The sequence below is a fragment of the Corallococcus sp. AB049A genome (assembly GCF_003668885.1).
GTDB lineage: Bacteria > Myxococcota > Myxococcia > Myxococcales > Myxococcaceae > Corallococcus > Corallococcus interemptor.
The window spans coordinates 1-13,330 of record NZ_RAWL01000238.1 but is presented as its reverse complement, the minus strand read 5'-3'; the positions used below and the strand labels follow the sequence as shown (position 1 = coordinate 13,330).

At 67.4% G+C, this 13,330-nt stretch carries 14 protein-coding genes; 5 read left to right on the top strand and 9 right to left on the bottom strand.

Annotation, left to right across the window (positions count from 1 at the left end; translation table 11 throughout):
• From D7X55_RS23945 to D7X55_RS23935, 3 genes are all read right to left on the bottom strand, one after another.
• The coding region (locus D7X55_RS23945; RefSeq protein WP_147470188.1) for a hypothetical protein at positions 1 to 292 on the bottom strand (292 nt) is incomplete at its 3' end.
• A gap of 68 nt (positions 293 to 360) precedes the next feature.
• Positions 361 to 858 (bottom strand): hypothetical protein, encoded by a 498-nt coding sequence (locus tag D7X55_RS23940; protein ID WP_147470187.1) that lies wholly within the window; start codon positions 856 to 858, stop codon positions 361 to 363.
• On the bottom strand, positions 855 to 3,101 hold the full coding sequence (locus D7X55_RS23935; RefSeq protein ID WP_121724291.1) for a hypothetical protein: 2,247 nt from the start codon (positions 3,099 to 3,101) through the stop codon (positions 855 to 857). The genes D7X55_RS23940 and D7X55_RS23935 overlap by 4 nt, the downstream gene beginning before the upstream one ends.
• A 515-nt stretch (positions 3,102 to 3,616) precedes the next feature.
• Between D7X55_RS23935 and D7X55_RS23930 the strand changes: the two genes are divergently transcribed.
• The 5 genes from D7X55_RS23930 to D7X55_RS23915 all read left to right on the top strand — a co-directional run bounded on the left by D7X55_RS23930 (position 3,617) and on the right by D7X55_RS23915 (position 6,949).
• Positions 3,617 to 4,033, top strand: a complete 417-nt coding sequence (locus D7X55_RS23930) for a hypothetical protein (RefSeq protein WP_121724290.1) — start codon at positions 3,617 to 3,619, stop codon at positions 4,031 to 4,033.
• 15 nt (positions 4,034 to 4,048) lie between these two features.
• Positions 4,049 to 4,174: a hypothetical protein gene (locus D7X55_RS45370; protein WP_255425028.1), complete on the top strand. Its 126-nt coding sequence runs from the start codon at positions 4,049 to 4,051 to the stop codon at positions 4,172 to 4,174.
• 42 nt (positions 4,175 to 4,216) lie between these two features.
• Positions 4,217 to 4,972 (top strand): hypothetical protein, encoded by a 756-nt coding sequence (locus tag D7X55_RS23925; RefSeq protein ID WP_121724289.1) that lies wholly within the window; start codon positions 4,217 to 4,219, stop codon positions 4,970 to 4,972.
• A gap of 69 nt (positions 4,973 to 5,041) precedes the next feature.
• Positions 5,042 to 5,872, top strand: a complete 831-nt coding sequence (locus D7X55_RS23920; protein ID WP_120546592.1) for a crotonase/enoyl-CoA hydratase family protein — start codon at positions 5,042 to 5,044, stop codon at positions 5,870 to 5,872.
• Positions 5,873 to 5,923: 51 nt separating this feature from the next.
• Entirely contained in the window at positions 5,924 to 6,949 is a 1,026-nt protein-coding gene (locus D7X55_RS23915; protein ID WP_121724288.1) for a methyltransferase, read from the top strand.
• Between the two features lie 52 nt (positions 6,950 to 7,001).
• On the opposite strand, the gene D7X55_RS23910 is transcribed toward D7X55_RS23915, so the two are convergent.
• From D7X55_RS23910 to D7X55_RS23880, 6 genes are all read right to left on the bottom strand, one after another.
• A complete protein-coding gene (locus D7X55_RS23910; protein ID WP_121724287.1) occupies positions 7,002 to 7,517 on the bottom strand; it encodes an OmpA family protein in 516 nt (171 codons plus the stop codon).
• A gap of 223 nt (positions 7,518 to 7,740) precedes the next feature.
• Entirely contained in the window at positions 7,741 to 8,844 is a 1,104-nt protein-coding gene (locus D7X55_RS23900; RefSeq protein WP_120546644.1) for a tetratricopeptide repeat protein, read from the bottom strand.
• 201 nt (positions 8,845 to 9,045) lie between these two features.
• Positions 9,046 to 9,399 (bottom strand): hypothetical protein, encoded by a 354-nt coding sequence (locus tag D7X55_RS23895; protein ID WP_121724286.1) that lies wholly within the window; start codon positions 9,397 to 9,399, stop codon positions 9,046 to 9,048.
• A 117-nt stretch (positions 9,400 to 9,516) separates the two neighbouring features.
• On the bottom strand, positions 9,517 to 11,025 hold the full coding sequence (locus D7X55_RS23890) for a hypothetical protein (protein WP_147470186.1): 1,509 nt from the start codon (positions 11,023 to 11,025) through the stop codon (positions 9,517 to 9,519).
• Positions 11,026 to 11,094: 69 nt separating this feature from the next.
• The gene (locus D7X55_RS23885) at positions 11,095 to 12,306 is read right to left on the bottom strand and encodes a proprotein convertase P-domain-containing protein (protein WP_121724293.1); all 1,212 of its coding nucleotides are present in this window, start codon (positions 12,304 to 12,306) and stop codon (positions 11,095 to 11,097) included.
• An 81-nt stretch (positions 12,307 to 12,387) separates the two neighbouring features.
• Positions 12,388 to 13,330, bottom strand: a 943-nt coding sequence (locus tag D7X55_RS23880) for a class I SAM-dependent methyltransferase (RefSeq protein ID WP_147470185.1), incomplete at its 5' end; no start/stop codon positions are given.

Genomic DNA, 13,330 nt, shown 5'->3' with positions numbered 1-13,330 from the left:
CCCTGGGGCTGCGTGGGGGCCCGCCCTCCCCCGGGGGCGGTTCGGGGTGCCGGACCTGCCGGAGCTGCTCGCGCAGGGGCCGGTTGGCCGCCTCGAGCGCCTCCTCCTTCTGGCCCACCTGGATCAACTGGTCCGTGGTGAGCGCCAGCGCCTCATGGTTCTCCAGCAGCAGCGCGAGCGGCGACTGGAAGAGGATCCGCGGCGGAGGCGGACGCTCCGGACGTTCCGGGGACGAAGCGCAGGCGGCGACAAGGCCCATCAGCAACCACGGCACGAGATGGCGAGGCGACATCGGTCCTCCATGGGGCGTGTTCCTCCGTTCTCTATGCCGAAGTCACGCCCCGCAGAAGAGCCTGGCCGTCAGTCCCGGATGAGAACGGTCCCCTCATCCGAAGCCAGCAGTTGCACAGCCCTGCTGCTTTCAAGAGCCGTCGCCTGGACGCGCGCCTCGCGCCCCGTGGGAATGACAAACTCAATCTCACCCGCAAGCCTTCCCACGTCCAACTCCGTCTCCGTTGGGGAGAGGAACACCGAGACCTCCTCCCCCGGGCCCTTTCCCCCCAGGGTTCCGGCCGAGGTGTTGAGGAAGGCCACCATCCCGCCCTGAAGGCAGGGGACGGTGGCGGAGATCCGAAGCGGGACCAGGGTGCCCCCATCCAGGGCCTTGGCTTTTCCCTCCACCAGCCCGATGTAGGGACCATCGATATAGGCGTGCGTCACGCCTCCATCAGGAAGCTGCCAGGAGCCGTCTGCGTGATCCCTGTAGGCGCATTCCTCAGGGGCTGACACGGTCCGCGCGTCACAGCCCACCAGCCCAATGAGCAGCATCAGTCCTGCCAAGCCGGTCACGGTTTTCATTTCGCTTTTTCCTCATCCGAACCGCCGCCAGAGAAGAGACCGCCCGCCACCTTGAGTGCGTCCTGGAAGATGCTGAGCTGCACCGCCATCCCGAGGGAGAAGGACCAAACCCTTCGATCCCCCGTGGCGAAGGCCGCGGGGGATTGCCCGGCGGGGACCGCCAGCAGGGCGCCCTCCTTGAGCGCCACGGGGGTCTGGACGGTTCGCACGGAGAACCCTCCTGACAACAGGAGGTCCCGAAGGAATGGAAACTCGTAGTTCACGCGGAAGTTCCATTCCTTGAGGAACTCCACCTCGCCATCCTGGAACAGGGTCGATCCCACTCCCACTCCCAGCCCTGCCAGCCAGGGCATCCGCGAAGCATGGGCGGGATACAAATTCAAAAGCGGTGAGAAGGCGAAGTGCTTCAAGGTGCCTGTCTGCGCGCGCAGCTCGAAGAGTTGGGTAGGTCCTGAAATGCCCGCGACTCGTTCGAACTGGTACCCGCCCAGGGGTGCCGCGTTGCTGCCCAGCCGCCAGCGATACCCCAGCTCCATCGACAACCCTATGAGGGAGCGTTGGGGGCGCGTGACGGCCTGTGTTTCCGCTGTCACAGACGCCGTCGCGGTATCGTCAGCGCATTTTTCGACGCCCTCGCAGACGCGCAGGGTGTAGGGATGCCCTTCTTCCAACCGGCCACTGCGAACAACTCGCGATATCCGGACCGGAGACGCATCAGCCTTCAGCGGCTCCAGTTCGGAGAGCACGTTCTCAAGCTGCTTCTTGTACCACTTGGAGATCCTGGACAACTGGAGCCTGACGTCACCAGAATCCCAGGCTTTCTTCCAGCAAGCGGGGGTCGTCGTCTTCTGGCCTTGAAGGTCGTAGAGGGCATCGATATTCGCGAGCCAATAATCAGCCCGTGGGCCCTCCTTCTCTTTCTGATCAAGCTCCTTCAGGGCAGCGACAAGCGCCTTCTCAAGCGATTCGCTGTTACCGCAGACGTCCTCCTTCTCGGGTCGCACCTCGGGGAGTTCCAAGAGGGAGCCATCGCCGCCGCCAGCGAAGACTCCATTGAATTTGTGGCCGGAGCCTGGAAGAACGCCCTTCGCTGATGCGAGCTGAAAGACTCCCATGGCCGTTCCAGCGAACTTCGCCCAGTCACTCACCGGCACTTCAACCTTGTCCCCCTTCTTCACATCCGACAACGTCTGCCCCGGGGAAAGATCGTGGACGAAGAACGCGAACCTGTCCTTCGCATAGGCATCGGGTTCGGAATTGCTCGCACCACCGCGTGCTGGCACATCGATCACGACAAGGTCGTCCGGCGAATCGCTGTCATCCGGCCACTCGCCTCGCATCAAGAGCCATGGCGCGGTCTGGTTGTCGACCGGCTGGTGGCCCAGGGCGATCCGCCGGAGGGCCGCGGTTATCGCCCCATCACCTGGAGTCTCCGTTCGCACCTGTGCCATGGGCGGGATCATGAACCCGACATGGCCCCTGGGCTCCTCCGCGCCGAGCTTGCAGAGTTCGTCCTTCTGGATTTGCGTCAGGACGGGGGCCGAGCCATCTGACTTCTGATGCAGATAGTCTGGCCAGTTCGCAAGAAGCGTCTCCAGCGCGGCCTTCGTTGCATCTCGCCTCACCTGAACTGAACTCATATTGCTGCCCGGCAGGTTACGGCTCACGTCCGCCTTGAATGACTCGAAGCTCAGGCTGTTTGTCGTGGCGCTGCCCGCCTGCCTGAACAACCAGGCGGCACGCTTGTAGATCGAGGTCCGGATGAGCGCACCATAGGTGTTGGCAGCCTGTCGCAAGGCAATCTTCTGCTCTTCAGCAAGGGCTTTCTCATCGCGAGGGGCCCAGAGTTCCACTTCGAAGATGGTGCCCTTGGACGTATCCGTTTTCGCGGGAAGTCTATAGGCCCTGTCGAGCACGGGAGCGAAGCAGATCGCCTTGGAGATTGGCAGCCTCGTGTCCCGGAGGCGAATGAACCGCTGCCCGCTCCCATTCGTCACCTCACCTTGCTTCGGGTGAGAATCCACGCAGAACGTACCTTCGTTGTCCTTCTTCGGATTGAACTCGACGCTGCCATCAGGCCTGACGCGGATGCGAGCGTCCTTGCAGTCCACGCCCGACCTGTCGACCGGGTGCGAACCGCTGCAATAGGCCTTGGCCAGAGCGCTGCTCACCTTGGGAAGAGCTAGAACCCGCGCGAATGATGCGCCTTCCTTGGCGGGCTCATCCATGAATTGGGCGAGCAATTCATCTTCCTTCGTTGACTCAGGGGGAGGCCCTACCGCGCAATCCGCCTCGGCGCGTACCGTCCACAGGGCGGCGCACAATAGAACCGCCAGCACTGCCGAACGGATGGACGCCTCAGCCCTTCTTCTCCGCCAGTGGCTCGACATGGTTCTCCCCCAGACCTGCTGTGCCTGTTGAGCACTTGATTCGAATAGAAGAACGTATTCCAGGCGCTCAGACAAGTGCATTGCCCAATGCGTCCGCGAAGACCCAGGGGTCCCTTGCCGCGCATTGCACCAAGGACCTTCGCGTGGCCTGATGAGCGAATGAGCGACGAGGACCGGCAGGCCCCGAGAGGGAATTCAGCTTTGCACTCTGAACCTGCGATTGCACCCGAACTCCAGGAGCAGGCCCGTGCAATCCTGGAGAGCCTCCGGCAGGAGGAGAAGGTTGTCACAGCCGAGGGGCGTCCGTTCACCCTCAATGATGCCTGCTGCGCAACTTCTTCATTGACGACAAGAAGACCGCCGATGCGTTGCTGAAGCACAACTCGCCCCTGGGGGCGTTCTCGGCGCGCATCAGGATGTGCAGGGCGCTGGGACTGCTCTCCAAGGAGGCATGCCATATGCTTGGCTTTGTGCGAGGGATCCGGAATGAATTCGCGCACGTCTCAGAAGATCTGACGTTCGAGACGAAGAAGATCCGGGACGCGTGTGTTTCGATGGCGGATGAAGCGATTCCTCCTGGAGGCGCTCGCCAGTTGTTTGTCGGGTTCATCATCGCCATGGCGGGGCGGATTGACCGGGCATGTGCGGAGGCCCTTGTGAATCGACGGGTCACCCCTCCAGACGAAGCCCGGCCTTCTTCCTCGGCAGCCCTGTTCCTGGAAGTGCAACGCCAACTCCAGATGGCTGAGTCGGAAGCCTCCGACGAAGGCGACGAGCTCGAGTAAGACGTACTTCATTTGATGCTGGTGTGCTCCACGGGCCCGTACGGGTCCTGGAGGATGGTCGACGAGGCGCTGCGGCTGAATCCGAATCACGCCGAGGCGCAGTCCCTCACGCGCGTGCTGATGGTGTTGATGACGGACTGAGCAGGACCTGACCCAGGAGAGACCATGAAGAAGGCGTTGCGAATGAATGGAAGCGGAGTGGTGATCGCGGCCGTGCTCGCGCTCGGCTGTGGCGGAGTCCCCGAGGAGCAGCCGGCCCCGGAGTCCCACCAGGAGGCGGCGCTCACCGTCACCGGCGACTTCGACGGTGATGGGAACAGCGACACGCTCACCACCAGCCTGACGGGCATCTCCATCAACCACCCGGCGAAGGGCACGACGAAGTTCTACGGCTTCAGCGGCAGCTTCGCCGTGAACAACGCCACGCAGGACCTGGATGGAACGGTGGGCCTGGAGGTGGTGGTCGTCACCAGCGGCGGCATCAGCGTCATCACCGACAAGAAGGGGACGTCACAGTTCTATTCCTTCTCCGGCAGCTTCTCGATCGTGAACGTGAGCGACACGGATGGAGTCGCGGGCGCGGAGGTCGTCACGGCGGCGCTGGGCGGCGTCAGCGTCATCCGGCACCGGAGCGCCAGCAGCTACTTCTATCCGTTCTCCGGGACGTATCAGGTCAACACGGTGGTGGACACGAACGGCGTCGCGGGCGCGGACATCGTCGTGGTGGCGAAGAACAGCACCAGCCAGGGCATCTCCATCATCCACGACTCGAACAAGACCTCGCAGTACTACGCCTTCAACACCAACTTCACCATCACGGCGGCGTGTAACTCGGACGGGGTCGCGGGCGCGGAGCTGTTCATCTCCACGTCCACGAACAAGTACATCCTCAAGGACCGGACCGGTCAGACGACGACCACGACGCAGACGGGCTGCTGAAAGCAGGGTGGAGCCGCCGCGCGGCATCTGCTCAAGTGCCTCCCAGGTCACTTCGCTGGGAGGCACTGAATGGACGGCACCACGTACAAGTCACTGCGCATCGAGAAGGCCGACGGCATCGCCGAGCTGGTGCTCACCGGCCCGGGCAAGGGCAACGCCATGGGCCCGGACTTCTGGCGGGAGATGCCCGAGGCGCTTCGCGCGCTGGACGCCGACGACTCCGTGCGCGTGATGCTGGTGCGCGGCGAGGGCCAGAACTTCACCTACGGCCTGGACCTGATGGGGATGATGGAGTCCCTGGGGCCGCTGCTCACCGGGGAGAACAACCTGGCGCTGGAGCGCAGCCAGCTGCTCAAGCTCATTGGGGACATGCAGCAGGCCACGGAAGGCGTGGCCCGGTGCAAGAAGCCCGTCATCGCCGCGGTGCACGGCTGGTGCATTGGCGGAGGCATGGACCTCATCGCCGCGTGCGACTTCCGGTACTGCTCGCAGGACGCGAAGTTCTCCCTGCGCGAGGTGAAGGTCGGCATCGTCGCGGACCTGGGCGCGCTCCAGCGCCTGCCGCGCATCATTGGCGAGGGACACACGCGCGAGCTGGCCTACACCGGCGGCGACGTGGACGCGGCGCGCGCGCTGCGCATGGGCCTGGTCAACGAGGTCTTCCCCTCCCCCGAGGCCCTGCTCACGGAGGCGCGGGCGACGGCGCGGCGCATCGCGGACAATCCGCCGCTCGTCATCCAGGGCGCCAAGCAGGTGATGGAATACTGCGCGGACAAGTCCATCGCGGACGGGCTGCGCTACGTGGCCGTGTGGAACTCGGCCTTCCTCCAGTCGCTGGACCTGACGGAGGCCTTCAGCGCCTTCGCCGAGCGCCGTCCGCCGAAGTTCCAGGGGCGCTGAGGGCGGCACGGACGCCTCTTCGCGGCCAGGGACTTCGATTAGACTCCAGACATGAAGACCCTTCCCGGCGACAACCCGACCCCCGCGCAGCAGCTCCACGCGGCAATCACCGGCTACTGGCGCACGCAGGTCATTGGCACCGTGGCGCGCCTGGGAATCGCGGACCGGCTCGCGTCAGGTGCCCGCGGCAGTGACTCGCTGGCGGCCGAGCTGAACGTGCACCCGGAAGCGCTGTTCCGGCTGATGCGCGCGGGGCTCGCCGCGGGCCTCTTCGTGGCCTTCCCCGACCGGGTCTTCGCGCTGACGCCCATGGGCGAGGGCCTGTGCGCGAACGTCCCCGGCTCGCTGCGGGAGCTGGCCATCATCCAGAGCAGCCCGTCGCACTGGCTGCCCTGGGGGCACCTCACCGAGGCGATCCGCACCGGCAGCTCCCCCATGAAGGCCGCGCTCGGCTGCGACATCTGGGAGCACTTCGCGCGCAACCCCGAGGAGGCGGAGCACTTCGCCCAGTCCATGGGCAACTGGTCCGAGCTGGTGGCCAGTGAAGTGGCCCGCACCGTCGACTTCTCCCGCTTCGCGCGCGTGGCGGACATCGGCGGCAGCCACGGCGATCTGCTGGCGCAGGTGCTGCGCGCCCATCCTGCCTGCCGGGGCATCCTCTTCGAGTTGCCCCAGGTCGCCGAGAGCGCGAAGCCCGTCCTGGCGGCCCGGGGCCTCACCGGCAGGGTGGACGTGGTGGCCGGGAACTTCTTCGAGCCCGGCATCCCGCCCGCGGAGGCCTACCTGCTCAAGCACATCCTCCATGACTGGGAGGATGACGCCTCCACCACCCTGCTGCGCCGGCTCCACGCGGCGGCGCCCGCCCGGGCCCGGCTCTTCGTGGTGGAGCTGGTGATTCCAGACAACCGGAATCCGGACCCCACCCACCTGATGGACCTCAACATGCTGGTGGTCGCCAACGGGCGCGAGCGCACCCGCGAGGAGTTCCATTCGCTGCTCACCGCGACCTCCTGGAAGGTGGAGCGCATCCACACCACCGCGAGCGGAACGAGCATCATCGAAGCGCTGAAGGCCTGAGCGACGGCCTGGGGCGGCGCTCGTGACGCCGCCCCAGCCTGCGTGAGAGGGATTACAGCCGGACCTGGAGCTCGTAGCGGCGGTTCTGCGCCTTCTTCGCCTCGGTGTTGTCCGGCTTCACCAGCATGCGCTCGGAGCCGTAGCCCACGGCGGTGATTTCGCTGCGGGGGATGCCGCGCGCGACCAGCTCCTTCACGATGGTCTCCGCGCGCTGCTCGCTGAGCGTCTTGTTCTTCGCGGCATCACCCGTCGAGTCCGTGTGGCCGGAGACCTCGAACTTGTAGCTCTTGACGCCAGCGGCGACGAGCTGCTTCTTCGCGTCCACGAGGGCGTTGGTGAGCTTCTTGAGCTTCGCGTCGCAGCCGGGGGCCAGCTCCGCGGTGCCCGTCTTGAAGCTGCACTGGTTCTTCTTGCCCTCGTCCGTGAGCTTCGTGTTGACGCGCTTCTCGACGGTGGACTTGCTGGCGTCGCCCGCGGCCTTCTTGATGGAATCGAAAGGGCTTTGCGCGGCGGCCACGCCCGGAACGGCCAGCAGCGATACGGCGATGCAGAGCGCCTTGAGCTTCATTCGTGGGACTCCTTGGGCTCCAGGGGGAAGGGAGCCGGAGCCGGAGGCTGCCCAGCGCGGCCCGCCGCGTCCAGCGACACGGCGTGGGCAGTGGAGCCGCCAGCCCCCTACTCGCCCCGCTTCTTCTTGCCCCGCGCAACTTCTGTAGCCAGGGCGTCCAGCTTCGGCGTCCAGAACGCCCGGAAGCGGTCCAGCCAGGCGTCCACCGCAGGACTCCAGGGCTTCAGTCGCGCTCCAGCAGGACGAACTCGAGGACGTACGCGCGCAGCCGCTGGCGCACGTCATCGCTCAGCGTCAACGTCGCCTGCGGGTGGACGCGCGAGGCGAGCTCGAAGAGCACGAGCATGTCGGCCATCCCGGCCTCGACGATGCGCTCCATCCGCTCCAGGCCCTCGTCTGGAACCGCCGCGTCCGCGTCCTTCTGCTCCTTCGCGACCTCGTAGCCCGTGAGCACGGCGTTCAGGCACTCGAGTTCCTCGGTGGAGGTGAACTGGGTGTCACTGTCGCTGCCCGTCATCTCCTTGCGGTGCGACGGCTCTCCAAGCCACAGCGCCTTGCACGCCGCGAACGCGAGCCACGCGGTGCCGTAGTGCCCGTCGTACACCGCCGAGACGCCGGTCTCTGTTCGCTCGGCCATGCCGCGCGGCACCATCACGTCGGGCGTGATGACGAGCCCGAAGCCGGGATACATCTTCAGCAGCTTGCGCAGCGTGGGCAGGCGCGGGTTGAGCACCAGCGCGGTGGCGAAGGCCTCGCGGGCCTCGGCACGCCGCCCCAACCGGGACAACGCGTGGCCCTGGAAGAAGTGCCCGCGGTAGTCGTCGGGGTTGTGCTCCGCGGCCTTGCGGTAATGGCCGAGCGCCTCCTCCGCCTTGCCGGCGAAGAGCGCCGCGTCGCCTCGGAAGATCCAGGCGTTCGCGCACTTCGGGCAGACCTCGGTGGCGCGCGCGTACAACTTCGCCGCCTCATCGAAGCGGTTGGCCTGGAAGTGCGGCTCGGCCTCCGCGAGCAGGCGCTCTGACTCGGGGTCGCTGTAGGGCGGCGCGAGTGTGGCGTTGCCCCCCTCCCTCACGACTCGCGCATAGGGCAGCGGCTCAATGCGCTGGGGCCAGAGCGTGTCGGCCCAGCCGTCCGGCGGGGAGTCCTTCTCCCCCAATGAATACTTCACAGGCGAAGCCTCCATGCGCTGGAGGATCTCCGGCAGGGTCAGCAGGGTCTGCTTCTCCGCGGAGGCCACCTGCCTGGGCGCGGCTCCGCGAGAGGGGGCTGGCGTCGTGGCACAGCCGAAGGTGAGCGGCAGCAGCAGCAGGAGGAAGGTGCGAGGCATGGGGACCATCGTACGCCCGCGCCCTCGTTTCGCCTCACCCGCCCCGCATGCCTTCATCACGCTTCGCGCATGAATGGACGGGCATCAGTCCTTCGCGTCGTCCACGAGGTGCACGGGGACACCGGGCTCGCAGGGTGATGTCGCAGGCGGGGCACATGCCGGAGACGCCGGCGGGAACGTCCTTCCTTGGGCTTCAGGGCCTCACTCCTCGCCCGCGAAGGCGGAGACCACCCGCTCGATGACGTCGCGGCCGGCCTCGTCCGTCGCGTCGGCGGTGGCCCATATCAGCCAGTCGCCGTTGACCGTTCCCCTCCCCTGCTTCCCTTCGGGCACCTGCTTCATCAGCCGGACCTGCGCCGTGCTGGCTTCGGCGTAGCTGTCGAACAGGTAGACGGACGCCCGGGCCGAGCACGACGTCCAGTCCTGGCCGAACCCCGCCAGGGCTCCAAGCTCCTGGATGGCGGGAGCTGGCTCGGCGGACCGGACCGCGTCGCCGCCGGTGCCATGGCGCAGCAGCGCCTCACCGCGCGCAAGAGAGGGGGCATCCGGATTCATGGGGCTCCTTCCGCTCGCGCACGCGCAGAGCAGCCATGGGATGAGCAACGCGAGGCGTGGTCGCATGGACGCCTGCGATAGCACCTTCCCGCGCCGCACGGCCAGCCGTCCTCCGCGTCACTCGTTCAGCCAGCGCGCGGAGGACACCTTGTCGTTGAAGCCCCAGGCCTTGCTGTTCAGGTTGGCTTCGTGGAACGCGCCATCGCCCACGAGGTCCCTGAAGCCGCCCTTGTAATTCGAGTCGTCATGGAGCCGCACCCGGTAGCCCGGCGGAATGCACCAGCGAACCGAGGAGGCCTTGTCGTTGAACCTGTCGACGTCGTCGAAGCGCGCCCAGTTCTTCAGGCCCTGGTCCGGGTAATCGAAGATGAAGCCTCGGTCGCTGAAGTTGGAGTCATCGTAGAAGTCGGCATAGGCGTGCCCGATGTCCGTGCGACAGCGGGCGTCCGCCCAGATGCCGCGGAACTCCACCAGCTTCACCGTCGAACCGGGGCCGTCATCCGCGTGCTCGGTGCCGTAGAGGATGAGGCTCCGGTCGGGTCCCACGAAGAGGCCCGCGCCAGCGTCCAGGTTGCACTGCCGTGAGCCATCGTTGCTGCAGTACAGGTGCTTGGAGGCGACGTGCTCCAGGCGCAGGTGGCCATCCAGGTGCACCCGGTACAGGTGCGCGGAGTCGTCACTCACCGCGCCCCAGCGCAGGCCTCCCAGCCGCGTGCCCACCAGGTAGAGCTGTGAGTCATTGCAGTCCGTCACGAAGTTGAGGTTCTGGAAGGCGCCCCACTGTCCGTCCGGAAGCTCCGACTTCCGCCACCTGTCGACGCGCACCCACTGGTTGGTCGCGGAAGCGAGGTCGGTCTCCGAGGAGCGGAAGACCTCCAGCGTGTTCGCGTCCACCTGCCCGAGCAGGAGCAGGAAGTGCCCGTCCGACAGCTTCGTGAACGAGGCCGTGCCCGCGGTCGCTGTTTCACCCTCGACGAAGGCGAACGGGGCCGGCGTCAGGGATGGATTGTAATCATAGAGCACGATGCGCCCCGGGCCGGGCCCCTCCTCCATGGGCAGCGCCAGGAGGTTGCCCACCGCCTGCATGCCGCCACCGTGGCGGTAGCCGTCCTGTACCGGCAGCGCCGCCACCACGGCATCCGCGACCGGCGGCGGGGTGTCCTCGGGTTCCTTGATGGAGGGGCTCAGCCGGTTGCAGCGGAAGCGCGCTCCCTCCCCGTTGCGCGTGGCCATGTGCACCAGGTGCCCCACGTTGCCTCCGGGGGCGTCATCCCGCTTGGACAGAACGAGGAGGCGTCCGGAGAGGGCCGGCAGGCGCTGGATGCCCTGCCAGTGATTGCTCCCCGGGTAGGCCACGTTGAGGTTGAACGCTCCGGGATGGAAGCCCAGGACCTCGCCATGGTCCCTCAGCTCCTGGAAGCGCAGCGGCACGTCCGGACTGCACAGGTTGCAGTCCGGGCTTCCCCAGACGCAGGAGGTGTCGCCTCCGAGCCCGAGGGCCAGCGGAGCCGCGGTGGTAGCGAGGGCTTCACGAGGAACCGGCTCACAACCGGCGAGCGTCAGCAGGCCCGCCAGGGAAAGGGCCGCCACGGCCCCGTAACGACCCATCAGCAGACGTGCTTTCACGGAAGGCTCCTGTTTGAAGGAACTCCCGGTGATAGCACGTCTGCCGGATGGGCTCGAAGGATGAGGGCCTCAGTCCCAGCGGCTGGTCAGCTTCAGCTTCCACTCGCGCAGCTTGCCGTTGCCCACGCCCGACGGGTTGACGATGTGCAGCTTCCACAGGCCGTTGACGGAGCCGTCGCGCGGGATGCCGCGCGTCACCGGGATGCGCTTGGGCGGCGTGCCCTCGTTGGGGCCGTCCCACAGGAGCGCCGTCTCACCGCCCGGATCCTCCAGCGTCAGCACCAGCTTGGACGGGTTGTTGTGCGCCAGGTCCAGCTCCACCGTGATGTCCTCCGGCACCGTCGCCAGACCCACCACCGGCTGCGTCACCGTCAGCGGCGTCGTGTTCCCCTGCAGCGTCAGGTCCGAGTACGCGGTGAACTCACCGGACATCCACGCCGGGCGGCACCAGCCCTCCGTCGCGCCCGAGTCCAGCCCGTGGCACACCAGCCCCTCCTGACACGGCACGAAGCGCGAGCACGACGTGTCGTTCCCCGGGATGGGCAGCGTCGTCACACAGCGGCCGTAGGGGCTGGAGCCGTCATACGGCTTGCCCTCGCAGTGCAGGTCCGGCCCGCACGTCCCGGCGCCCGTGCAGGGGTCGCCCTCCTCGCCCTGCTGCGTGGCCGCCTTGAGGTTCTGCAGCGCCGTCATGTCCACGGACGGCAGCCGGCCCAGCTTCAGGATGTCGTAGAAGGGCCGCGCCGCCACCATCGCGTTCGCCGCCACCGCGGGCACGTTGTACGTCGTCTGGAGCGCCGCCAGCGACTGCGTGTTCACCACCGCCAGCGCGCGGCGGGCCTCCGCCACGTTGAAGGACACGCCGTGGTAGGTGCCCACCCAGCCGTCCACCGGCAGCTCCACGCGGCCCGTGCCCCGCGCGTACGCCTCCAGCGCGCTCAGCGCCGCCGGGCCCACCTGGGGCAGCGCGTCCACCTGTTCGATGGAGACGAAGCGCTTGTCATCCGCCGTGTGCGCGATGCCGTCCGGCCCGTGGCGGTAGTTGATGATGCTCTGCGCGGCCAGCGAGTTGAGCGGCACCTCCGTGTCCAGCGTGTTGAAGGTCAGGCCGTACTCGTTGAGGAACAGCACCACGCCGACGCCCGCGGGCGTGCCCGTGGCCAGTTCCTGCGTCTGCACCGCCAGCGCTTCGGCCGGCGTGTCGGACACCGCGGCCGCGCCGCAGCTCAGGAGGAGGGGAACCGAGGAAAACGAAAGAAGACGACGGAGTCTGGAGTTCATGGGCTCCATGTACTCCAAGCCGGGCCGCGTGTCGGCGACCGTTCAGGTCCTTTCTTGAGACAGCGCGATGAGACCCTGTGTTCACCGTTCCCAGAGCCGGATTTCCGTGCCCGCGCGGCGCACGAGCAGCGGGCTGGAGGTGCCGTCCACGGGTTCGATGCGGCCCGGGAGCGTCGCGGACCGGGCGCATCTCCAACCGCGCGCGGTGAGCGCGGCGTGCACCCTGGCGCCGAAGCCGCCTCCGTAGGACGTGAGCAGGTGGGACGCGCGCAGCCGGTCCAGGAGGCCGTGCCCGGCGTCCTCGGACAGGTAGTAGAGCACCTCCGCGAGCAGCACCAGGTCCGCCTCCAGCGCCACGTCCTCCGCGCAGGCCTCCACGATGCGCACGCGCGCCTGGCGCCCCAGCCGCTCGCGCAGCCGCGCGACGAAGCGGGGCTCGGACTCCACGGCCTGGACGTTCGCGTCCGGAAAGAGCGTCAGCAGGTGCTCGGTCATCATCCCCTCGCACGCGCCCACGTCCACCACGCGCCGGGGCGGGACACCCTGGCGCAGCGTCCCGAGCACCTTCGCGGTGAGGGCGAAGCGCTCGCCCTCGTAGGTGGACCGGGCGAAGCCCCACGGGTCCGCGAGCTCGGAGAAGATCTCCGGCTTGGTGAGGGACAGCGCGCGCACCACGTCCCCCGCGCGCACCTCCGTGAAGGCCTCGATGCCGGGCCCGTCGCGCACGGGGTCCGTGCACGCGCCGGAGCGGGCTCCGTCCGGGCGCTCGCGGTAGAGCGCGTTGAGCAGGCCCAGCTTGCGCTGGAAGGCCGCGTCGTCCAGCACCGTCCAGTCCGTGGGCCGGGCGCCCGTGGCGGGCACCCACAGCCGGTCGAAGACGCGGCTGACGAGCAGCGCCACCTCGCGGTGCAGCGGCGCATCCTCCTGCGGGCTGTGCGTGAAGACGCGGACGTCCCCCAAGGCGCGCTGTTCGCGGCACCACGGCCCCACCTCCGAGGGCGACAGCAACAGGTGCGTGCTCCGG